The sequence below is a fragment of the Lysinibacillus sp. NPDC092081 genome (assembly GCF_044755845.1).
Classification (GTDB): Bacteria; Bacillota; Bacilli; order Bacillales_A; family Planococcaceae; genus Lysinibacillus.
This window is the reverse complement of sequence record NZ_JBIVRU010000007.1, coordinates 161,871-182,276: the sequence shown is the minus strand read 5'-3', so window position 1 is coordinate 182,276 and position 20,406 is coordinate 161,871. Positions and strand designations below refer to the sequence as shown.

At 35.1% G+C, this 20,406-nt stretch carries 21 protein-coding genes; 10 read left to right on the top strand and 11 right to left on the bottom strand.

The features are described from left to right. Nucleotides 1-74: 74 nt before the first annotated feature. Nucleotides 75-248 carry a hypothetical protein gene (locus ACIQLB_RS13200; RefSeq protein ID WP_400726287.1) on the bottom strand — a complete coding sequence of 58 codons (174 nt, stop codon included), beginning with the start codon at nucleotides 246-248 and terminating at the stop codon, nucleotides 75-77. A gap of 760 nt (nucleotides 249-1,008) precedes the next feature. On the opposite strand from ACIQLB_RS13200, the gene ACIQLB_RS13195 reads away from it, so the two are divergent. Both ACIQLB_RS13195 and ACIQLB_RS13190 read left to right on the top strand, forming a co-directional pair. After that, nucleotides 1,009-1,794: a CPBP family intramembrane glutamic endopeptidase gene (locus ACIQLB_RS13195; RefSeq protein ID WP_400726285.1), complete on the top strand. Its 786-nt coding sequence runs from the start codon at nucleotides 1,009-1,011 to the stop codon at nucleotides 1,792-1,794. A 376-nt stretch (nucleotides 1,795-2,170) separates the two neighbouring features. Then, entirely contained in the window at nucleotides 2,171-2,419 is a 249-nt protein-coding gene (locus ACIQLB_RS13190) for a hypothetical protein (protein WP_400726282.1), read from the top strand. A gap of 112 nt (nucleotides 2,420-2,531) precedes the next feature. Here the strand turns inward: ACIQLB_RS13190 and ACIQLB_RS13185 are convergent, their stop codons facing one another. The 8 genes from ACIQLB_RS13185 to ACIQLB_RS13150 all read right to left on the bottom strand — a co-directional run bounded on the left by ACIQLB_RS13185 (nucleotide 2,532) and on the right by ACIQLB_RS13150 (nucleotide 10,905). After that, nucleotides 2,532-3,041, bottom strand: coding sequence for a ferritin (locus tag ACIQLB_RS13185; protein ID WP_376070937.1), 510 nt, complete (start codon nucleotides 3,039-3,041; stop codon nucleotides 2,532-2,534). Between the two features lie 107 nt (nucleotides 3,042-3,148). Then, nucleotides 3,149-3,781 carry a Bax inhibitor-1/YccA family protein gene (locus tag ACIQLB_RS13180; RefSeq protein WP_400726279.1) on the bottom strand — a complete coding sequence of 211 codons (633 nt, stop codon included), beginning with the start codon at nucleotides 3,779-3,781 and terminating at the stop codon, nucleotides 3,149-3,151. A gap of 197 nt (nucleotides 3,782-3,978) precedes the next feature. Continuing rightward, nucleotides 3,979-4,740: a TerC family protein gene (locus tag ACIQLB_RS13175; protein WP_400726276.1), complete on the bottom strand. Its 762-nt coding sequence runs from the start codon at nucleotides 4,738-4,740 to the stop codon at nucleotides 3,979-3,981. Nucleotides 4,741-5,428: 688 nt separating this feature from the next. Next, nucleotides 5,429-6,583, bottom strand: coding sequence for a Ger(x)C family spore germination protein (locus ACIQLB_RS13170; RefSeq protein WP_400726274.1), 1,155 nt, complete (start codon nucleotides 6,581-6,583; stop codon nucleotides 5,429-5,431). Beyond that, nucleotides 6,580-8,040 carry a spore germination protein gene (locus ACIQLB_RS13165; protein WP_400726272.1) on the bottom strand — a complete coding sequence of 487 codons (1,461 nt, stop codon included), beginning with the start codon at nucleotides 8,038-8,040 and terminating at the stop codon, nucleotides 6,580-6,582. The genes ACIQLB_RS13170 and ACIQLB_RS13165 overlap by 4 nt, the downstream gene beginning before the upstream one ends. Further along, the gene (locus ACIQLB_RS13160; RefSeq protein WP_400726269.1) at nucleotides 8,040-9,164 is read right to left on the bottom strand and encodes an endospore germination permease; all 1,125 of its coding nucleotides are present in this window, start codon (nucleotides 9,162-9,164) and stop codon (nucleotides 8,040-8,042) included. The genes ACIQLB_RS13165 and ACIQLB_RS13160 overlap by 1 nt, the downstream gene beginning before the upstream one ends. Before the next feature lie 342 nt (nucleotides 9,165-9,506). Continuing rightward, complete coding sequence (gene rsiV, locus ACIQLB_RS13155) at nucleotides 9,507-10,394, bottom strand: anti-sigma-V factor RsiV (protein WP_400726267.1); 888 nt, start codon at nucleotides 10,392-10,394, stop codon at nucleotides 9,507-9,509. After that, nucleotides 10,387-10,905, bottom strand: coding sequence for an RNA polymerase sigma factor SigV (locus tag ACIQLB_RS13150; RefSeq protein ID WP_400726264.1), 519 nt, complete (start codon nucleotides 10,903-10,905; stop codon nucleotides 10,387-10,389). Before ACIQLB_RS13150 ends, rsiV begins: the two co-directional genes overlap by 8 nt. Before the next feature lie 295 nt (nucleotides 10,906-11,200). On the opposite strand from ACIQLB_RS13150, the gene ACIQLB_RS13145 reads away from it, so the two are divergent. Then, nucleotides 11,201-11,371 carry a hypothetical protein gene (locus ACIQLB_RS13145; protein WP_400726261.1) on the top strand — a complete coding sequence of 57 codons (171 nt, stop codon included), beginning with the start codon at nucleotides 11,201-11,203 and terminating at the stop codon, nucleotides 11,369-11,371. Between the two features lie 43 nt (nucleotides 11,372-11,414). Next, nucleotides 11,415-12,098 carry a YqeB family protein gene (locus tag ACIQLB_RS13140; RefSeq protein ID WP_400726258.1) on the top strand — a complete coding sequence of 228 codons (684 nt, stop codon included), beginning with the start codon at nucleotides 11,415-11,417 and terminating at the stop codon, nucleotides 12,096-12,098. Between the two features lie 165 nt (nucleotides 12,099-12,263). Here ACIQLB_RS13140 and ACIQLB_RS13135 read toward each other — a convergent pair whose 3' ends face one another. Continuing rightward, nucleotides 12,264-13,031 carry a TSUP family transporter gene (locus tag ACIQLB_RS13135; RefSeq protein WP_400726255.1) on the bottom strand — a complete coding sequence of 256 codons (768 nt, stop codon included), beginning with the start codon at nucleotides 13,029-13,031 and terminating at the stop codon, nucleotides 12,264-12,266. Nucleotides 13,032-13,246: 215 nt separating this feature from the next. Here ACIQLB_RS13135 and ACIQLB_RS13130 point away from each other — a divergent pair, with 215 nt between their 5' ends. The 3 genes from ACIQLB_RS13130 (at nucleotide 13,247) to ACIQLB_RS13120 (ending at nucleotide 16,067) form a co-directional block, all read left to right on the top strand. Then, nucleotides 13,247-13,672, top strand: coding sequence for a hypothetical protein (locus tag ACIQLB_RS13130; RefSeq protein ID WP_400726252.1), 426 nt, complete (start codon nucleotides 13,247-13,249; stop codon nucleotides 13,670-13,672). A gap of 75 nt (nucleotides 13,673-13,747) precedes the next feature. Beyond that, nucleotides 13,748-14,755, top strand: a complete 1,008-nt coding sequence (locus ACIQLB_RS13125; RefSeq protein WP_400726249.1) for an LLM class flavin-dependent oxidoreductase — start codon at nucleotides 13,748-13,750, stop codon at nucleotides 14,753-14,755. Between the two features lie 352 nt (nucleotides 14,756-15,107). Further along, the gene (locus tag ACIQLB_RS13120) at nucleotides 15,108-16,067 is read left to right on the top strand and encodes an Rpn family recombination-promoting nuclease/putative transposase (protein ID WP_400726246.1); all 960 of its coding nucleotides are present in this window, start codon (nucleotides 15,108-15,110) and stop codon (nucleotides 16,065-16,067) included. 252 nt (nucleotides 16,068-16,319) lie between these two features. On the opposite strand, the gene yfkAB is transcribed toward ACIQLB_RS13120, so the two are convergent. Then, the gene (gene yfkAB / locus ACIQLB_RS13115) at nucleotides 16,320-17,432 is read right to left on the bottom strand and encodes a radical SAM/CxCxxxxC motif protein YfkAB (RefSeq protein WP_400726244.1); all 1,113 of its coding nucleotides are present in this window, start codon (nucleotides 17,430-17,432) and stop codon (nucleotides 16,320-16,322) included. A 265-nt stretch (nucleotides 17,433-17,697) separates the two neighbouring features. On the opposite strand from yfkAB, the gene ACIQLB_RS13110 reads away from it, so the two are divergent. From ACIQLB_RS13110 to ACIQLB_RS13100, 3 genes are all read left to right on the top strand, one after another. Beyond that, complete coding sequence (locus ACIQLB_RS13110; RefSeq protein ID WP_400726241.1) at nucleotides 17,698-18,402, top strand: YjjG family noncanonical pyrimidine nucleotidase; 705 nt, start codon at nucleotides 17,698-17,700, stop codon at nucleotides 18,400-18,402. A gap of 147 nt (nucleotides 18,403-18,549) precedes the next feature. After that, nucleotides 18,550-19,464: an S-layer homology domain-containing protein gene (locus ACIQLB_RS13105; protein WP_400726238.1), complete on the top strand. Its 915-nt coding sequence runs from the start codon at nucleotides 18,550-18,552 to the stop codon at nucleotides 19,462-19,464. A 175-nt stretch (nucleotides 19,465-19,639) separates the two neighbouring features. Continuing rightward, nucleotides 19,640-20,266 (top strand): 50S ribosomal protein L25/general stress protein Ctc, encoded by a 627-nt coding sequence (locus ACIQLB_RS13100; RefSeq protein ID WP_400726235.1) that lies wholly within the window; start codon nucleotides 19,640-19,642, stop codon nucleotides 20,264-20,266. The last annotated feature ends 140 nt before the right edge of the window (nucleotides 20,267-20,406 follow it).

Below are 20,406 nucleotides of genomic sequence, written 5' to 3'. Positions count from 1 at the left end.
TACTTTTTTTGACTCATGGTCGGACACGTCCTCTCTTATGCTCAATTCTATTGATTTAACCGAGGTATGTCCACTCATCTATAATACATCCATGTAGCTTGTATTGCTTTTTCTTTTGTATCTGACCATGCTTCTTCACTAAATTCCTTAGGCATACCTTGGTCGATAAGGAAAAAAGTTATTAGAGCTAAAGCAATAATTGTAGTACCACCAAAAATAGATAAAAATTTAATTTTTTTGTCTTTCATAAAAATTCTTTCCTCACATCATGTTTTATTATTGTTTTTCAACAATAGCTATTCTAAAACACAATTTAAGTAATAACAATCATGTTTTGGTTACATGAAACTTATATTTTTGTAAGTTTTAGTATCGATAAATATAAATGAGTGTTGTTGAACAAATTGGGGAAATTAAAAATAAGGTATTCCACTACTTATACGAATATCCACGAATTTGTGAAGAATCATACTTTAACTAACGGGGTGCTTTTCTTGAAGCTCATTGAGTTGCATATGCAGCTCTTTTTTCTTTATTGAACTCCCATGAAAGAACTTAATCATCTTTCATTTTCTGTGGTGAAGAGCTGATTTTTGCGCTTCATGGATGGCTAACGGGGCAGTTTAGTTTGACAAGGAGGTAATACTTTTGCTGTTTTAAACATCTTTTAATATGGTGGAGATATTTAAAAGAGGGAGGTTGTTGTGATTAAAGAGGCAGGTTAGTTAAACAGTGTTGTTTAACTTATGTTCAACTATCGGGCCAGATTGATGAAAAAAGTTTAATGTACAGGGGGATTAATAATCCGTTTTAATCAATTCTTTTTCAAAACGGATTAAATTAATTTAACTTAAAATGCGGGTTTACGAGGTGTTATTGATCAATACCTAGAGAAGTCTTTTGTAATCGAAGGAGTGATTTGTACTGAAACCTTTACCCGAATCAAAAAGTACATCAAGAAATCTAAAAGAAATTTTAAAATCCCATCCATTAACTTCATTCTTTGTTATGGCATATTTATTTTCGTGGATTGTATTAATTCCATTTATCTTATCTCAATGGAATATCATCCCCAATACTAAAATTTTCGAGGTTTTCTTTATACTTAATTCTTTCATTGGTCCTATGTTATCTGCATATATTATGATTCGTACTCTTGAAGGAAAAGGAGCTTGGAGAGTTTTTGCAAAAGGAATGTGGAAACTTAAAGTAGGTTTAAAATGGTACTCCTTTGCACTTATTGTCATTCCTGCTGTGATATATTTGGGATTTGTAATGTTAAACGGAGGGATTCCAACTTTTGAAGGCCTTACAACGGAATTTTACGTAAGATACCCTATTTATCTTGTTGTAGTCTTCTTTTTTGGTGGTCCGTTTCCAGAAGAAATCGGTTGGCGTGGTTTTGCTTTACCTAGAATGCAATCTAAGTTTGGGCCGTTAAAGGCAACACTATTGCTCGGAATTCTTTGGGCGTTTTGGCATTTACCTCATTTTTTAACCGCAGCACAAAAAGGTGGTCCAGATTCAAACATTTCTTCTTTTTATTTTAATTTTCCTATTTTTATTGTGCTATGCCTAGCTATTTCCATCATTTTAACTTGGGTGTTCAACTCCAAACAAGGGAATTTGTTTATTGTAATGTTGATTCACGCTAGTTTGAATACTTTTGGTTTCATACAACCTTATCTTACTAACCCTGCTTTGAAAGAATCTGATTTATCAGTTGATCTAGGATTAGGTCTTTTCGCTTTGATAATTCTGATTTTTACAAAGGGTAAATTGGGATATAAGTAACCTTCTTCTGAAGTGGAATTAGGTAACTGAGGGAATCTTAAACAAACGGGCGCTTTACTTGAAGATCATTGAGTTGCATAGGCAGCTCTTTTTTTCTTATTGAACTAACGGAGCAGGTTAGTTTAAAAGTGTTGTTTAACTCGTGTTAAATAATCGGGCGCGATTGTTGAATAAGCGTCTCTTATTTTCTTCATCTAAAGTGTGCTTAAGTTGATAAAGAAACTATGAGAAGATAAGTAAGAAAAATGGCTAGGTTCCACTATTGAAGGGACCTAGTCATTAGTTAAACCGCACCAGCATCCTGTTTGCCAGATACACTCCACAGAGGGAACAGTTCCAAACTGCAAGTGGTGATTTAGACTGTAATATTTATTACTTGAAAGATAGTACAGGAAAAGATATAGAGACGCAATATTGTTCTTATATAGGTATAAGCGATAAGATTGAAAACATATCGCTTGAATTTTATCCTAAACAGCTGAATGAAAAATGGTATAAAGATCTAGGAGAACCGTATGTCAATGATGAAGCGCCTTTATTTTACTTAAAGGGTACAGAACAACAATTGCTTTTAAAACCAAACGAAGAAGTAGGGTTTCTTAATTATAGTGGCGGCTTTGAATAAGTCCATATAACTATGTTAAAGAAAAGAGTCATTTTTATTCTTCCTGGGTAAATGTTAAGTACGACTAAAACATTGAGGAGAAATAAAAAATGACTCAATTTAATATTAAATTTTAAGCTTCAGCGTCTGGTGTAAATGAACGTGTAGCTAATTCAGCGTCTAACATAAAGATAGCGTTAGAATCATTTTCTATACGTTCAATTTTACGGATTAATGTGTCGAATGTTGATTCTTCTTCCACTTGCTCGTCAATGAACCATTTTAAGAAAGCCATTGTCGCATGCTCTCGTTCATCTAAAGCGATATCCGATAAATGATAAATACGACGAGTCACTTCTTTCTCATGTGAAAGAGCAGTTTTGAATGCGTGTAAAATAGACTCGAAATGATTATCTGGGCTATCGAAGCCATGGATTGTTGCACGGTAGCCCATATCACTAAGGAAATTGTAAAATTTCATTGCATGAAAGCGCTCTTCTTCAGCCTGTACTAAAAAGAAGTTAGCAAAGCCATCGTAATCTTGATCTGTGCAATATGCCGCCATCGCCATATAAGCATGCGCAGAGTAAAATTCAAAATTCATTTGTTCGTTTAGTGCTGTGTGTAGTTTTTCAGATAACATGAAAGATTTCCTCCCTTTTCAGTAAATACCTTCTGCATCTCTTATAGTATACAGCGGAAAAAGGCGATGTTCAAAGATTAATTGATGTTCATTCTCAATTAAAAAATTTAATCAAATAATTTTTTTAAACGCCAAATTACTTCTAAAAGATTGACAAATAAATTAATAAAATCTAAATAAAGATTTAATGCCATACCAACGACTTCAGCATCTGACACATGATTATGTCGGATTTGGTTAAAGTCATAGACAGTATAGAGGCTAAAAAGTAATACAGTAACTCCAGCAATAATCAATGCGACCATGTTGCTAACAGGGATAAACATAAAGATTAGTGAAAATACAATTACGACGATTAGTACAGTGAATAAATAGCTTCCCCAATTAGAAATGTCTTTATTCATCATCATACCAATCAGTGCTAGCATAATGAAAATAGCTACGGTTGCTACGAAAACCAGTAAAACAAGCTGTTGCCCTAGCTCCGCAATGTAAAATTGTGTTGTCCAAAATAGTAAAATTCCCATTAAAAAGGGGATTGTATACATAATGGAATTAGCAAGTTTCAGACTGCGCACAAAGAAGGCAATGATAAGAAGTACCAAAGCAATAATGGATAGCGGCATGACAATTGCAGGAGGTAGTAATGTTGCGATGTACATTCCGACAACTGTCAATACCCACATGAAAGCAAAGTGTTTTAAAATTTTATTTAAGTTTTGATTTTTAGCATACGCCATATAGAAGAATCCTTTCTTTTGTAAAATAACTTTTATATAGTAACATACGAGTCAAATTAGAAAAAGATTCAACCATAAAAAAATTTGTATCATTATCATAATGTGGGTTTGAATTCCTTCGACTGAGTGCCAAGTAAACTCGATATGGTGATACAAATATACCTGGTCTTCGCTAGGACCAGGTAATATTTTTCGTATTATTTTACACTTTTTCTTTGGTTTTTCACACCAATTAAATAACCACCAAGGGCAATTCCAATTAATACAATCCAGAAAGTGGCTTTCCAAAGTGGTGAGTGTGGAAACTCGTGTGGAATTATACCTAGTTTTTCATGTGCTAATGTTAGAACTGCCAGTTTTACACCAACCCAACCAACGATTAAGAATGCAGCTGTTTCAAGTGATGGAAATTTATCGAGAATTTTCACGAACCAACGAGCAGCAAAACGCATCATAATAACACCGATAATACCACCTAAAAACATCACTGCGAATTGCCCTGCATTAATGCCGCCAACATCAACATTTCCGATATGAGGTAGTGTAACTGCAATGGCGACAGCAGCTAATATTGAATCTATGGCAAAGGCAATGTCAGCAAACTCAACCTTTAGTACGGTCATCCAGAAACCAGATTGTTTTTTAGTCTCATGAATTTCCTCGGGATTTTGTGCGGCTTTTCGCGAATCATAAATATGCTTCGTTGACATGAATAATAAATAGGCAGCACCTAGAGCTTGAATTTGCCAGAAGTTAACGAGCGTTGTAATAAGAAATAGTGCAGCAAAGCGGAAAACAAATGCTCCCACTAAACCGTATAATAGTGCTTTTTGTTGTTGATTTTTTGGTAAATGCTTAACCATAACTGCCATAACGACAGCATTATCGGCAGCTAATAAACCTTCAAGAACAACTAATACGACGAGTACCCATGCGTATTCTAGTAAAATTGCCTCCAAATTGACTTCCTCCTTTATACTTAGAACAGAAATGAATGTACTGCTTTTAACGTATTCTTTGCTTTTTTAGGCAAAATAAAAAGACCCCTGCCTAAAAAATAGGCAAAGGTCTTGCTAAGCTAATTAACGGTTTGTTGCACAGAATATCTGTACGTTAAAATATGCCTTCACACCCGATGGTAAATAACCATGTAATGACGAATGTGAAATCAGATGCTTTTTCACATCTGCTAGCTACTCCCCTTTGACATAATTGTCAAAAGCTATTCAATTCTTTATACATGAATTATAGCATGCTGATCATCAATTGCAAATAAAATCGTGACGCAATGTTAAAAGTTTTGATGATTGTTGTCAGGAAAAACTATTCTACAAGTATACTATTCAAATATTTTTTTTGAGGATTGTATAAATGTAATTCCATATTAAAATAAATATCAGGACAATAGCGCAGGATATTTCAAAGAGGGGATATAAATAAAAATTGGGAATTGTGTGATAATAAACTTTTCATCATAACGTGTGGTTGATTTCCGTTCCGACTGAGTCCCTCTATATCAGTGGCTGTCCAAACACCTGCCGAAAGAAGTTAAAGCCTTCGGACGCAATTATGCCGAGGCATAATTGATTCAATAAAATTAAAATATCCTCACAAATAGTTATGTACATTCGAGAGGATATTTTTAGATTATTCATTAATTGTACTTGTAAATGTCTTACGACCAGAATTTACTTGGTTCACGTCTATTTTTAATTTACTAATAGAACTACGTGTTAATGGGATCTTCCCATCCCCCTCTAGTTTTTTCCACATTTTTACATTTTTTCGGTATAGATGTTCAGAAAGGCGATAAATATCAATATCTTTCGCTAATGCTTCTTCATACGTTGTTCTAATTTCTTTCTTCACTTCTTTTATAATCTGTTTTCTTATTTCTTCTTCTGAAACATTCGTTTTGAAACCATTTATGGTTGCATCTAATTTCACATCAACTTCAAATGTTACTTGATCATTTTTCACAAGTGGTTTGATTTTTACGCTTATTTTTTTCATTGTTGTCGTTAAATAATCTCCGTTATCATCTAACTTAAAGGTTAATTCAGCTCTGTGTGTTCTATTATTCATCCATTGCATTCCTCTTACAGCTTCATCCTTAATAAAGCCTTTAAATCCATCTTTAGAAAGCACCCCAACCCCCATTAAGGCGGTACCATGTGCTGGCCGCTCTGTAGTTTCCCAGTTTTTATTGATGGTTACATAAGGGATGCCAATTTCATGACTTGGTTCATTTAAGCCAATAACTAAATTTCGTAAATTTACGGGCTCGACGAATGTTTCTTGCTCTTCCATATTTGAAGGATTACTTAGCTTTGAGGCTGTAAGAGATTTATTTAAAATCGGCGTTGTTAGAAGGATGTCTTGAATAGGATCTTGTGTACAATAGATCCATATTTGATACCTTGTTTCCCTATGCCTCAAAAAACTGTCGATATTGGATATGGCATTATCACTTTTCATTGCTTCCTCAGTGAAAAGAAGGTAAGTCATATGCCCCCAAAACACTTTTTGGTCGATTGACCGATATAATTTAAAAAATGCTTCTTCCATCGTTTTTCCCTTAGAACGTCCAACCTCTGACGGTGCAGCTTGAGGATTAGGCACTTCAGATTTTGCATCATTGGTGAAGTTAATTAATTGCATATAGATTTCATATTGACCATCTTTATAATCTATACCAATGCCCTGTACATAATACATTCTTTGGGGTTCGGTAACATCCCAACATCCTGAAAGAAGTAGTGAAGTAGCTAAGCTTGAGAGTAAAAAAAAATTTTTCTTCATTGCTTCTTCCTGCTTTTAGGGGTACGAGTATTATCCTGGGGTGCAAGTGCTTTATTGCGCTCAGTGTAGCCCTTTGGTGATAAGCGGAAGATCGATTTCATTATAGTTGTCCAATTTAAATCTGTTGCAAGATTCATGTATGAGTAACCATAGATCCGGATATTACATAGGTAAAGAAGTGTAAAGTATAGTGAGATAAAAAATCCAAATAAACCTAAGAAAGCACTGGCAAGAATGAACGCAATACGCAATATACTGATGGTTGTAACAAGAGATTGGTTCACAAGAGTAAATGATGCAATTGTAGAGATCGCAATAACCACAATCATTTCTGGACTTGTCACACCTGCGCGAATGGCTGCATCACCAATAATTAAACCTCCAACAACGCTTATCGTACCTCCAATAACAGAAGGCAGACGTAAGCCTGCTTCTCGAAACAATTCAAACATTAATAGCATTATTAGCATTTCGAGAGAGGAGGGGAGAGGTAAACCTGTTTTTGCTTGGACAACTGTTGCTAAAAGTTGGAATGGTAGCTGATTTTGATGATAAGTCGTCAGCGAGAGCCAAAATGCAGGCAATAGCAAACCAATTAAAATGCCAACAATCCTCAAAAGTCGTTCTATAGAACTGAAAACGATGGGATATTCATTATCTTCAGCGGATTTTAATAATAAAAATAAATTTACAGGTGTGATGACGGCATATGCTACACCATCGACGAAAATGAGAAAACGTCCTCTAATTAGAGCCTGAATTGCATAATCGGGTCGTCCTGTGTAATCGAATTTCGGGAAAAGCTTAGAGTTTTTATTAACTCGCTCCATTAAGATATCCCCACTAAAGACAATATCTGTATCTACAGCCGCCAGTTGCTTTTTAATTCCGTGTAAAATATCCATATCGACAATATCGTCAAAATAAAGAATGGCCACGGTTGTTTTTGAACGTCTGCCTAACTCTACTTTTTCTACACAAAATGAATTCGTAGGTAAACGTTTTCGCAATAGGGCAATGTTGACGCGAATGTCTTCAATAAAGTTATCCCTTGGCCCCTTAACGAGAACCTCCATCCTCGTTTCTTCTGGATTTCGATTAGGCTTTTTTGCAATATTACTAGCATATAAAAGTTCTTCCTCTTCAAAATAAAGCAGTAGGAAACCAGTATATACAAAGGTAATGGCTTCTTCTTTATCTTTGATTTTTTGGAGAGTCGGGATATGAAGCTGTTTTGTAATATTTTCTTCTAAGGGTATATCAGCTAGATGATCATAAAGAAATTGAACTCGCCGAACAATGACTTCATTGAGTAGCTGTTGGTCTATCATTGCATCACAGGTAATGAAATGAACCTTTTTTTGGTTAAATGTATATTCCTGAAATTGGATATCTGCTGATTTTTGAAATAGTTTTTTTAAGGTGTTTAGGTCTATCGCCTTCTCCTGCTGAGGCATTATGATTCACCACTTTCCATTTCTTGTTTTTCAGGTTTACCCTTTTTAGAAGACTTCCCTGAAAAGAAAGCTACTAGTCCGAAAAAAATTGACAAAAGAAAAAAGAAAATAAAAGTAGCTGATAATATATAGTTCCCTTTCACTTTCAAAAATATGTTTTCATTTAAAATAATTAGCGGTAGACAAAGTAGAAAGAAGGGGGGAGCTATCATTTTCCATATTTGCTTTGGATCCCCGGTCATTTTCAATAAATCCGCTATAATATATAAGAGGAAGCTAACTCGTATAAATGTTCCAGTAAGCCATTGGTAAATAGAGAAAAAGTCAAGATGCTCAATATATCGACCAATTGATACTAATCCCCATTCCTCGTAGGCAGGATATCTTTGCTTTGCGGCCTCGGTTGGACCAAATTCTGCAATTGCGCCCATAAGAGGCCCTAAAGTAAGACCCATTAAAATGAAAAGCATGATGCCAAAATGATACCAACGAATGCGTTCTTTAAATTGATGCTGTAAAAATAAAAGCATTAATAATTCAATAAATCCTGATGCAGGGTAAATCATCCCTTTTACAACGGGCTGAAATCCGTGCTCAAAAAATGGGCGTAATAACTCGTATTCTTTTACCTGTATATTTGTAAATGCTACAAAAAAACCAAAGACTATTACACCGAATAATACAAAGACATTTAAAATAACCATGGTTTGTAAGCTTGTTGTAACGAGAAGAAGACAAAGAATCGCATAAATAAGTAATAATATAATGGCCGGTGTTTGAGGTAAAAACGTTGTGTTTACCCATTGCAATGTTTCAACCATCGTAAAAGCAGCTAAAATGAGTAAATAAATAACTATAATATAGATGACAATTGTAGAGCCTTTTTTTCCAATTTTCCCATCTAACCAATCTCTAATAGGTTCCTGATTCGTCTTTTTTTGAATATAAACTAAAAGAAATAGCCAGAAGAATATAATAAATGCGGCCATTATTACAGATATCCAACCATCTCTCCCTACAGCGTCTAGTAGCGGAGGAATAATTGTCACGTGATTTTTTAAGCCAATGACTGTCATAGATAAGAAGATGACATGTAAAATACTTATTGATCCTACACCTTTCATATGAAAACCCTCTAACGTTAATTGATACACTTTAGCTTAGACAAAAAATGAGAGGATTATAAGCGTGACAAACTACTCTGAAAAGAAGAATGTGAAAAATTAAAACTTCATGAGCTTATTATCTCCACATCGTTTATGAAAAAGAAAAAAGCGAGGTATTTAACCATTGAATGGTCAAATACCTCGTATTTTAGAATTATATTTTTTGCATGCAACGAGCAGTTTTTCTCCTACAGCAAAAAAGTGAGGTCGGCAATAACTGCTCGTAATAATCCGATTAGGTACTGTGGGGGATAAAGAAGAACCCCCCACGGATACTAGTTTTACATTATTAGCAAATGATTAATGAATATAATTATTGCTTACAAGATCATTTTTAAGAACATCGGTTGGGATTTCAAATTCCAATAGGCCCATTGCTCCTGGAGCCACTTCGTATTTATCGAAGGAAATAACAAGCTTACCTTTATCGGAAATATAGAACTGTTGGTCAGCTTTAATAGCATTAAATTCGTCAAAAAGCTCGTTGTCAGGAATGCCCCCACCTTTTACCCAGAACACTTTATCTGGGTCTTTTGCAGCTTGCTCACGCATTTGTTCCTTAATATTTTCACTGATTGCTTTAATATAACTATCGCCTTTAAACAGCATTGGTAGTGTAATTAAAATTTCATTTTGCTTATCAATTGTATCGTAGTGCATAGTTGTAGAAGATGATGCAACTGTATTGACAGTGTAACGACCAATCGACAAGATTTGATCATTATCTGTTTTTACGTCATAGCCACTATCTACGCCTAAGTGGCCACCACCGTTAGCCTTTAAATCCCCAACTTCGGCAATAAAGTCATTATAAAGAGCTTTACCTTCTGAACGGTATTTCTCATTTAAAGCATTAGCAAGATCTTTATTTTCTAAGTTTTCAATAGAAGGTACTTTAATGTCTGCATCATATGTCTCTTCTTTTACTTCATATTCAGTCCAAGTTAAGACTTTTACGACGCTACCTACAATAGGAATATCTGAAAGTGTTCGTGCCATTGCAGGACTGACATTTAAACCAGCTGTAAAAAGCATTGCAGCAGCTGCAGTTCCAAGTAACCATTGTGGTGCTCGGTTTTTTCTCTTCTTTTTGCCTTGCTTTAGTGCGCTTTCAACCACAAAATCTAACTCCTTTGGAATGGGTACTTCATTATATTGTTTTTCTAATTCTTTTAATTTTTCATCCATGTGCTGTTTCTCCCTTCGCATCTTGCAATTGTATTTTCAATAGCTTTAACGCTTTATAAAGACGCGATTTAGCGGTACTCAGCTTAATGTTAAGGATATCGGCAACATCAGCGAGTTTTAAATCTTCAAAATAATGTAAAATGACAACTTCACGATACATTACGGGTAAGTCATCTAACGCATGCTCTAAATCAACGTTTTCGTAGACATCCTCTTGTGCAGGTGTTAAAAATTGCAATGTATCATCGTCTGTTACTTGTAAGCGTTTATGTTTGCGTAAAAAATCTATAGATGTTCGTACGACGATTTTGTAAAACCAGCTTTTCATATACTCGACATTTTCTAATCGATCGAGAGAAAGCATTGCTTTTTGAATACTATCTTGTACAACATCAAGTGCGTCCTGTTCATTTTTCGTATAGCTATACGCGAGCAAATAAAAACGTTCTTTCTGTTCACGAATAAACTGGACAAATATCTCTTCATGTTGAAATGCATTTCTTGTTTTCATGTCCAAAGAAGCTCCTTTTTAACATTTTCAAATTGTATACAACTACTAGACGTGTGAAAGGGGGAAAAAAGTTTATAGCATAAACAATTATCTTATTTTGTTAACATCAAAGATAATTAGTAATTTATCCTTCATTAATTATCCGTAAAAACCCAAATAGTGAAGACTAACAATCAGTGGGAATGAAGAAAACCTCCGCAGATTAAAGTTTCACTTTAACGTCCATTTTATTTTGGCGAAAAATCATAGCAAATTATAAACCTTTTGTTATTGCTTAGAAAGGGGAAAAACCAAATTGGATTTAATTGGAAATGGTATTGTGCAATTGTTATTGGGAGCAGGAAGAAGAGCTTTTGAAATTATTGAAATAACTGTTGGAGAACGTTGGAATTTCCAGGAGAATGCTCAATCTATGCAAAGGAGTAATGCGATTAGAACACAACGAAACATTTTGACAGTATATTAATCTAGTGTTATTATTTACCTAAAATTAAGTAAATAAAGGTGAAATGATGAATAAAAGTTTGGATAATAATTATACGTTATTAAATTTTTCCAAAACCGATAAAGTGATCTTATGGCTTGGTTTCCCACTTCTTGGTTTAGTGCTTGGATGGTTTCTTCCGAGTATTGCTAAATGGACTAGTACTTTACCATGGATACCTTTCCAAGGGCCTTTAAATCTAATTGCATCTTATAATGGAGCATGGGTAGGTTTTATCACAATGGTACTCGGATTGCTTGCGGGAATTATGGTGACATTATTTTCTTTTCATGAAAGCTTAGAAATGATTATTTACGATGAGAAAGTTAAGTTAAAACTTAGAGATGATGAAACTATCTTAAAAAAGGAAGATATTTCAATAGTATTTATAGATGGAAAGCAATTAGTATTGTTAGGTAACGATGAGAAAGAGCTGTTTCGTTATAAACAAGAGCTTAATAGAAATACAGTGGGTGCTGCATTTTTAAAACATAATTATCTTTGGAGTGATACAGCACATTTTATAGAAGATTATAAAAAATGGGTACTGGATTGTCCTGATTTATCACCCTCTGCAAATGCTCTATTAAAAGCAAGAAAAGTAGCGATTGAAGACGGGAATGATGAAGAAGTATTTCAGTTAGCTAAAGAGCTTTGGAAACTAAGAGTATCCGTAAAAGAAAAAAATAAAAGTCAATATTATAGATAAACGACAAAGAAAAGTGAAGAGTAGATGGCAATTTAAAAATTGAGAATTGACCATTGTGATTGTAAAGTAGTGACATATAAAACAACATATATACAAAACCAATAAAGCGGTGCAATTAATTTAATTGCACCGCTTTAATTTGTTTTTAAAGATATTACAAATCAATCATGAAAAATAGTCATATGTATTTTTCAAAAGTAATAGAATTGTCACAACGATAAATAAATTACGTACATACCCGCTACCACGTTTAATGGCAAATTTAGAACCAACAATAGCTCCGGCAATTTGCGCAAGTCCCATTGGTAACCCATAGGCATAATTTATTTGCCCTAAGTATATAAACATAAGAAGGGCGGCGATATTACTTCCGAAATTCAAAAACTTGGCATTTCCTGCAGATTTTAAAAAGTCAAAGCCAACAATTAAAAAGGCAAACAGTAGAAACGAGCCTGTCCCTGGCCCTAAAAAGCCATCATAGAAGCCGATTAAGGTAATGATCGCCACAAAAAATGCGTAACGCTTAGGTGTCAATTTTTTATAGGTAGAATTGCTACCCCAGTCTTTTTTGAAAATAGTATAAATCGCCACAGCTGCTAGCATGATCAGCATAAGTGGCTTTAGAACGCTGGGATCCATAAGATGGACAATCCAAGCACCTATCATTGAACCTATAAAAACAAAAGGGAACAATTTATAAACGGCTTTAATATCCAATTTACCAGATCGATAAAATGTTATGGTGCTCGTTAATGACCCCATAGTGCCCGCTAACTTATTGGTAGCCACGGCTGCAGATGGTGGAAGACCAACAAACAGAAGAGCTGGCAATGAAATAAGTCCGCCACCTCCTACAACAGAATCAATAAATGCGGCTAGAAAGCCAAAAAAAATAAGAATGAGTAAAATGTTTACATCTAAATCAAAAGGCACACTAGGTCATCTCTTTTCTATAATAATAATCTGATAGTAGCGAAATGAAATCTCGCTGTAAATAGCTTAAATAGTATTTCTCTATTAATTTTGAGAATTTAATCTTTTTTAAATTTTAAAATTCTACAAAAATCAAAAATATTCTACTTTGTGTATATATTTTAATGTATTATGTAGGTGATAGTGTTTTTTGCGTAAAGGGGACGTGATGACATTTGAGTTTAGGAAATCATGTAAGAGTATTTATTTGTGTTGTGTTTATGGGGCTACTTGTCGGATATGTATATAATGCCAAAAAAGATATAACTGATAATGAGTATATCGATACAGTAAAAGAAGGGTATTTGGGGGATTTTTCAGAAGTATCTGTTCGTAATGCATTTAATTATGCATTTTTTGAACCATATTGGCGATATTATCAGGCAAAAACAGGCGAGCGTGTTGTCGAATTATCAGGTGATATTACATTTGAAGGTGAAAAAGGACATGCCATTTTACAGTTCGTGGTGGATGAACATTCCAAGCAATTTACTGTTTATGCTATGAAATTTAATGATGTCGTTTTGAAGCCTGAACAAAAACGGTTACTTATTGGCATGGTTTATGAAACGTGGCATATAAATCGGCTCGCCTATGAGTAAGGTCTTTTGCTTTGTAAAAAGAACTTCCTATATTACAGTAGAGAGGAGTGCTAAGAGACAGAGAGGGTGTTTTCAATGAGATTAAGTATGTTAGATCAAATGCCTATACCAAAAGGTCATACAGCTGAGGAAGCCTTTCAGCGTACAGAACAAATAGCGCTCTTAGGTGAAGAACTTGGCTATCATCGTATGTGGTTAGCAGAGCACCATAATAGTCATTCACTGGCAAGTTCAGCTCCCGAGGTTACAGCAGCTTTCTTAGCAGCGAAAACAAAACGTCTTCGTATCGGTACTGGAGGCGTTATGATGATGCACTATTCTCCATATAAGCTGGCAGAGGTTTTTAAAACATTAAGTGGCTTGGCACCGAATCGTATTGATTTTGGCGTCGGCAGAGCCCCTGGTGGTGACCATGCCTCTATTAATGCACTAGCAGAGGGAAGAAGACAACGTTTTACAGAGCAATACGATAAGCTCGAAATCATTTTAAAACTGATGAATAATCAAAAAACAGGCGAAGATGTCTATGATCAAGTGATAGCGGCACCAGTTAATATCCAATTACCTGAGGCTTGGTTACTTGGGTCTAGTGGTCAAAGTGCTATGCAGGCAGGACGATTAGGTGTGGGTTATTCATATGCGCAGTTTTTCACTGGCAATATGTCAAAGGATATATTTGATACGTATAGAGATTACTTTATACCTTCCTATTATATGGAGAAGCCACAAATTATCGTTACTTATGCGGCGACAGTTGCAGATACGCTAGAGGAAGCGGAATATTTGGCAAAGCCGATTGATATTACACGTCTCCATCTCATGAAGGGACAAATCATCCAAGCAATGTCACCTGAGGAAGCAAAGGATTTTCCGCTTACGGAGTTGGATAAAATGACAATCGCCAATAATCGAAAAGCCAATCTTGTCGGAACGCCTAAGGAAATCGCTGAATTTTTAGTAGCAGAGCAAGAGCATTATAGATTTGATGAAGTGATGCTAAACTGCAATCAATACGCACTAGAAAGCCGCATGAATACTTATAAGCTAATTGCAAAGGAATTAATAGGAAACACACGGCTATAGCGGCGAGTACTTACACAAAACTTGCTAATCAACAAGAAAAGCTCCTAATTTGCAAGAGAAAAAACTCTATGAATCATGTAAAAGGAAGTACAGCAAATAATCAAGAGAAATCGAGTTGTATTCATGTGGTCGTAGAAATATAAGAAGTTTTGTGGAAAACAACAAAAAAGAAGCGATGTTTAGTTCGGAAACATCGCTTTTTTGATATAAACTTATTTGCTTTCAAAGACTTTGTGTAGGTCTTTAAAGAAATTCATGTTTTTATAAATAACAAAATACATTTTGATGTTAAAAAGAGGTTTAGTAGTATACCCATGATATAATGATAGTAATAAAAAAGAGATGATCTCTGATGAATCGAAAAGCAATACGAAGAGTTCCGTTAGAAAAGTTTTTTGATTTAAAGGTTGATTTTGCCTTCAAGCAATTGTTCGGTAGTGAAAAAAATAAAAAAATTACTATAGTCTTTTTGAATGCAGTATTAAAGCTTACCGGACGAGATACTATTAAAGAAGTAACATTTATTCAGCAAGAATTGGGCGGTGAATATCAAGACGATAAACAATCTCGGCTCGATATTCTTGTAAAAACACAAAATGGTGACTTTATCAATGTGGAAATTCAACTATCCAATCAGCAAGATATGACAAAGAGAACGCTATATTATTGGGCAAAAATGTATGAGTCACAACTAGTTAGAGGTATGGGATATAGTGAATTACGTCCAACCATTACGATCAATATTTGTAATTTTACAATGTTTAAAGACAAAAAAGATTATCATAGTACTTATCATCTGTATGATGACAGTACATTTTCAAGGCTAATGCCAGAAGAAGATGTGCTGGAAATTCACTTTATAGAAATGAACAAGTTTATTACGCTTTGGCATGAAGAGAAGTTGGATGCCCTTAACGATATATTAATTCGATGGTTGTTATTACTCGGTATGGTCGATGGTCGCAAAAAGAAAGTATATGCAGAGATCTATCGTGAATTGGAGGAGTTAGCGATGAAAGATGAAAACTTACGTGCAGCATTTGATACATGGGAAGAAATTAGCCAATCCCCTGAAACAATTCTTGCTTACCAGTCACGGTTAAAGTATATCCTAGATGAAGAAGCCCGCTACATTGATGGAATCAATAAGGGAAGAGAACAAGGATTAGAACAAGGGCGTAAACAAGCGCAAATAGAGTTAGTGAAAAAATTACTAAAACGGCATGAACCGATTGAAGAAATAATGGATTTATTAGATATATCGAGAGAGGAAATTGAAAGAATAAAATGTCTAAATTTACCTCATGAATAAATACTAAAATTAAAAGAGAATTAGCGAGTTTAAATGACTCCTACCGATCAAATGGTGAGAGAAATAGCTATAGGAAATGATCTCACATACTAAAGTAGTGAAGGTATAGATAATTTTTTTATCTTTCACTTTTTCAAAAAATTGAAGCTACCTGATGCTGGGACATTTGGTAGTTTTTTATTGTTGGAGCAAAAGTATCATTGATCCTAAAAAAATGTCCAATGCGTACATCCGCATTGGACATTTTTCCTTTTATATTTTGGCAGAGCCACTAATAAACTTCGTATCTTTATAATACATATTTTGAACAAGAACGTTAGGGCCTAAGCATTTTACTGCTGGACAGTGACAGTTTAGTGATTTCGCTAAATCTGTTGCCATCCATTTATCAAAAACCGCTGGTAACTTGTCGTTCGCAATATTGCCAAGCGCAGGTGTGTCACCAAAGTCTGTTACAATGACATCACCCGTAAAGATATTGACATTTAAGCGAGAACGACCATCTGGATCATTACGCATCGTCACGTTTTTTTCTTCTCTTAGTCGTTTTAGAAGCTTTTGATCTTCTTCATTCATGCTACATGGATAGAAAGGTAGCGTACCAAATAGCATCCAAGTGTTTTCATCTCTAATATCAAGTAGATGATGAATCGCCTCACGAGTTTCTTCAAGTGATAAAGACGTAAGGGCACTTGCAAAATCTGAAGGGTACATCGGATGCACCTCGTGACGTGCACATTTCATTTCGTTGATGATTTGGTTATGGATATGCTCTAAGTACGGTAAAGTTTTTTTGTTTAACATTGTTTCCGCCGATACCATTACACCATGTTCTGCAAGCATTTTTGAGTTATCAATCATGCGTTGGAACAAAGCTGCACGCTGTTCATAAGTCGGTTTTCGCTCCATCATGGCAAAGCCCGTTTCGACGAATTCATCGATAGTACCCCAGTTATGTGAAATATGTAGTACATCTAAATAGGGGGCAATCAGTAAATAACGTTCTGGTTCCAATGTTAGGTTGGAGTTGATTTGTGTTCGTACGCCACGTTCATGCGCATATTTCAATAAAGGCAATACATAGTTTTGAACTGATTTCTTAGACATCATCGGTTCTCCACCAGTAATAGAGATTGTTTTAAGTTGTGGAATTTCATCGAGACGCTTTATGATTAGCTCAATTGGTAATGCATCTGGATCTTTAGTTTGTAATGTATAGCCGACAGCACAGTGTGCACAGCGCATATTGCAAAGAGTCGTTGTTGTGAACTCTATATTAGATAGGGTCATATGCCCATGTTGTTCAACATCTAAATACGCTTCCCATGGATCAAAGGCAGGCGTGATTTTTTGTAGGGTCTTCATAATTGGTACATCTTCCTTTCTAGCATTCTATTGTCTCATATTCGCTGTTATTTTCAAATATGAAATTATCGAAAGGGCTATTTTTAGGTAAGATGATCATTTTTAATACGCAGTGAAGGAATATCTTTAACACTTTTCCTTAAACGATATTTCTTAAAATTCAGTAAAGTGGATGAATGGGTAAATTTACTGTTATTTTTCTCGAAAAACGTTATGATAGAAGGAGTGAAATGGTAATACAGCACCAAAGAAAGTAGGAAATGACATGACTAAGTATGAAACATTATTGTTTGACGTGGATGACACATTATTAGATTTTGACTTAGCTGAAAATGCAGCACTTGACCGTTTATTTAAACAGGAAAATATTGCAGTAAACGGAACGATGATTGCACGTTATAAGGAGATTAATGAATCCATGTGGCGTGCTTTTGAACGTGGTGAGGTGTCTAAAGATGCATTACATAACACTCGTTTTTCGATTGCTTTAAAGGAATTCGACTTAGATGTAGATGGAGAGTACTTTGAAGCGGTTTTTCAAAAATATTTGAAAGAGGCGCATCATTATGTTGACGGCGCTTACGAAGTAATCGAACAGCTTGCAAATAACTATGATTTATATGTCGTTTCAAATGGTAAAACAATTACCCAAAATAAACGACTAGAGGATGCAAATTTAGCTCCATTTTTCAAAGGCATTTTTGTCTCGGAGCAAACAGGCTATCAAAAACCAATGCCAGCTTTTTTCGATTATGTTTTTGAACGTATCGATGATATCAATAAGGATAAAACCATGATTATTGGTGATTCCTTAACATCTGATGTTAAAGGTGGACTACAAGCCGGAATTGATACATGCTGGTTTAATATACGTAATATTGAAAATACAAGCGATATCCAACCACATTTTGAAATTAAAAAGCTTCATGATTTACATTTATTGTTAGATAACAAAGTAACAATTTTGTAAATACATGTTTGAACTACGCTTCAACTGTACATAAGACTGAACAATTGAAGTGTAGTTTTTTGGATAGAATAATTCTCTAAATATACTATATTTTTGGATAGTTAAATCCAGTATGATAGTGGTAGATGAAAAGAAGGGAGAAACAAGATGAAAGGGAAAATCTCAAAGGGTGTATTGGTAGGGTTGTTAAGCATATCATTGGTTATTCCAATGCAAGCACATGCTTATCAAGAGCCAACCAGTTATGTACATATGAAAACGCCAAATATGACGGTGTACTCTGCATATGGTGCCACAATTAATGCATCAGAAAAAGGGGATATTTTTAGCATTAAAGCAAATATTGTTAATAACCGTCAGCCCTTAGAAGTAGAAATTTTCAAAAATGGTCAGGGTGGGATCCTAAAACAAGTTGTTAAAAAAGGCGTATTGGAGCCGGTTGCTTATCGAGATTTAAATGACCGAGTAGTTGCCACTATTCACAATAATGCAGAATTAAAATTTGATAATTCACCGCCTAATTATTTTCGTGATATAGGGAAATCAACGTATAGTTCGTATATTACTACTTTATCGAAGAGGGGCATCGTTCAAGGCAAAACAGCTGATAATTTTGGTGTGAATGATTCGTTAACACGTGCTCAAGTTAGTGCATTATTAACTCGTGCATTCAGCTTTCAACAAGTACAAACAAAACAATTCAAAGACGTTGATGCCAAAAAATCTTGGTATGGTGGTTATATTGGAGCCTTGCATTCGTTAGGAATCATAAACGGAAAAACGCCAACTACATTTGATCCAAATGGAAAAATCACACGCCAGCAGGCAATTTTAATGCTTGGTCGAACATTAGATGCTGTTGATTTTGTCCAAGAAGAATATGCGATTTTACCTTATCAGGATAGCTACTATCTTCAGGGGGAAACATTGCGTCATACTGAGACTTTGTATGAAATCGGTGCTCTAGACTACAAAACAAATCTATTGCCAAATCAATTTATTACCCGTGGAGAGTTTGCTAAAATGTTAGCAGTGACTTTGAGCGCAGCTGGAAGATTGTAATTAGATAAAATTTGCCGAGTTTAAAAATATCTCGGCTTTTTTTGTTGGGGTAAAGAACTTCCAGTACAACGGAGCGAACGTCAGAGAAAGCTACAACATTGTGCTCATGTATAAAAATCTATAGAACGGGCAAAACCTTTTATGAGACCTAGTTTCCATGAAAGGGGAAAATACGATGAATACTGTTTTATCTGTAAAAAAACGCGATAAAGGGCGTCAATCATCATTAACTCAACTTAGACAGAACGGTGCTATTCCGGGCGTTGTATATGGCTATCAAATGGAATCGACAGCGGTATCACTGGATGCCAGACAATTTGCAAAAATGTTAGCTCAATTCGGTAATAAAAATGTTTTTCAATTAGATGTAGACGGTAAACGGATCAACGCGGTATTAACAGAAGTACAACGATGTGCGTTAAAGGGTAATGTAAAGCATGTAGATTTTAAGTCCATTAATATGGCAGAGAAACTAGAGGTTGATATTCCAGTAACGGTTAGCGGTCATGCCATTGGGGTTGCAGATGGTGGATTCCTATTACAGCCTAATCGTGAAGTTCGCATAAAAGTAAATCCAACAGAAATCCCTGAAACAATAGAGGTTGATGTGACGGATGTAGCCATCGGGACATCACTTTATGTAGGAGATATTCGCGAAAAGTTTTCCTTTGAAATTTTACAGGAAGACGATTATACAATAGTGACAATTACACCACCTGCCGCTGAAAATGTGCAGGAGGACACAGTAGATGGAACCCCTGAAGTAATCGAGGCTACCGGGAAAAATACAGAGGAAGCATAAAAAGAAAAGCTACATCATCCATCAGATTCGCCTAATGGATGATGTAGTTTTTATTTTTTATGATGTGTTTTAACTTCTTTCAGCAGAAGTCTCCCACCTTTAGTGCAAGCACAAAGCCGAATCCGGACGCAATTATGCCG

Coding starts and splice junctions, on each gene's coding strand:
- ACIQLB_RS13200 (WP_400726287.1), bottom strand. CDS start 248: ATGAAAGACAAAAAAATTAAATTTTTATCTATTTTTGGTGGTACTACA.
- ACIQLB_RS13195 (WP_400726285.1), top strand. CDS start 1,009: ATGGCATATTTATTTTCGTGGATTGTATTAATTCCATTTATCTTATCT.
- ACIQLB_RS13185 (WP_376070937.1), bottom strand. CDS start 3,041: ATGTTATCTGAAAAACTACACACAGCACTAAACGAACAAATGAATTTT.
- ACIQLB_RS13180 (WP_400726279.1), bottom strand. CDS start 3,781: ATGGCGTATGCTAAAAATCAAAACTTAAATAAAATTTTAAAACACTTT.
- ACIQLB_RS13170 (WP_400726274.1), bottom strand. CDS start 6,583: ATGAAGAAAAATTTTTTTTTACTCTCAAGCTTAGCTACTTCACTACTT.
- ACIQLB_RS13165 (WP_400726272.1), bottom strand. CDS start 8,040: ATGCCTCAGCAGGAGAAGGCGATAGACCTAAACACCTTAAAAAAACTA.
- ACIQLB_RS13160 (WP_400726269.1), bottom strand. CDS start 9,164: ATGAAAGGTGTAGGATCAATAAGTATTTTACATGTCATCTTCTTATCT.
- rsiV (WP_400726267.1), bottom strand. CDS start 10,394: ATGGATGAAAAATTAAAAGAATTAGAAAAACAATATAATGAAGTACCC.
- ACIQLB_RS13150 (WP_400726264.1), bottom strand. CDS start 10,905: ATGAAAACAAGAAATGCATTTCAACATGAAGAGATATTTGTCCAGTTT.
- ACIQLB_RS13140 (WP_400726258.1), top strand. CDS start 11,415: ATGATGAATAAAAGTTTGGATAATAATTATACGTTATTAAATTTTTCC.
- ACIQLB_RS13125 (WP_400726249.1), top strand. CDS start 13,748: ATGAGATTAAGTATGTTAGATCAAATGCCTATACCAAAAGGTCATACA.
- ACIQLB_RS13120 (WP_400726246.1), top strand. CDS start 15,108: ATGAATCGAAAAGCAATACGAAGAGTTCCGTTAGAAAAGTTTTTTGAT.
- yfkAB (WP_400726244.1), bottom strand. CDS start 17,432: ATGAAGACCCTACAAAAAATCACGCCTGCCTTTGATCCATGGGAAGCG.
- ACIQLB_RS13110 (WP_400726241.1), top strand. CDS start 17,698: ATGACTAAGTATGAAACATTATTGTTTGACGTGGATGACACATTATTA.
- ACIQLB_RS13105 (WP_400726238.1), top strand. CDS start 18,550: ATGAAAGGGAAAATCTCAAAGGGTGTATTGGTAGGGTTGTTAAGCATA.
- ACIQLB_RS13100 (WP_400726235.1), top strand. CDS start 19,640: ATGAATACTGTTTTATCTGTAAAAAAACGCGATAAAGGGCGTCAATCA.